The organism is Mesorhizobium sp. SARCC-RB16n (assembly GCF_008520305.1).
GTDB lineage: Bacteria > Pseudomonadota > Alphaproteobacteria > Rhizobiales > Rhizobiaceae > Mesorhizobium.
In genome coordinates, this window is sequence record NZ_ML703295.1 from 15,730 (window position 1) to 16,580 (window position 851).

Below are 851 nucleotides of genomic sequence, written 5' to 3' on the forward strand. Positions count from 1 at the left end.
TCGCGGCGAATAGGATTCGCCCGACCTGCTGTAAGCTTCCGATTTTATGCATGTCGTTATCCCCGGAACCGAGGACACTTCCGGGCGACATGCATTAGCCGTCGCTAGCCCGCAGGCGTCGCCTCGATCTCCTGGAGATAGAATGCCTTGCTCGGCTGGAGATGGTCGACGCAGAGCTGCGCCAGCACCCAATTGTCGCTGCGTTTCAGCGCTTCGATCATCATCAGGTGATGCTGGCGCGAGATGTCGAGCTTGTCCCGGTCGGCCAGCGAATTGGCCCGTACCGGCAGACTGAGGCGCATATAGTGCTCGATCGAGGCCACCAGATAGGCATTGCCGCAGGCCGAGAACATGGTGAGGTGGAAACGGTCATTGGCTTCGTGAATACCTCTGAGGTAGCCGGCGTCGACATGGCCGCTGTAGACGTGGTGGATCTCGGTCAACTCCGCGATCAGCGCGTCGCTCGCCGGCAGGCGGATCATCAGCGCGGCCTGGCGCTGCAGCATCTCGCGCACCTCGTAGATCTGGCGCACTTCCTCGGGCGAGAGCCGGCGCACAGTGGCGCCCTTGTTGCGCTCACGCGTGGCGACGCCGAGCCTTTCCAATTGGTAGAGGGCCTGGCGGATGGTGTGGCGCGAAACCGGGAAGCGGGCCAGAAGCACGTCCTCGACCAGACGCGTGCCGGGCGCCAGCCGGCCGAAGATGATGTCTTCTTCCAGCGCGTGGACGATATCGGCTTCCTTGCCGCCATAGTCGACCGTGTTGAGCATCGCGCCCCTCTCGTTGGCCCGGCCAATTTCTCATTGGCCGCAAGCCACTCTAATGCATGTCGCCCGGAAGTGTCCTCGGTT

1 protein-coding gene is annotated in these 851 nt (G+C 62.6%); it reads right to left on the bottom strand.

Going from position 1 to position 851, the window contains the following annotated elements:
- Nucleotides 1-104: 104 nt before the first annotated feature.
- The gene (locus C7I87_RS30440; protein ID WP_149907675.1) at nucleotides 105-770 is read right to left on the bottom strand and encodes a GntR family transcriptional regulator; all 666 of its coding nucleotides are present in this window, start codon (nucleotides 768-770) and stop codon (nucleotides 105-107) included.
- Nucleotides 771-851 lie beyond the last annotated feature (81 nt).

Bases quoted from the DNA above. Each gene is read 5' to 3' on its own strand.
- C7I87_RS30440 (WP_149907675.1), bottom strand. From the start codon at position 770: ATGCTCAACACGGTCGACTATGGCGGCAAGGAAGCCGATATCGTCCAC.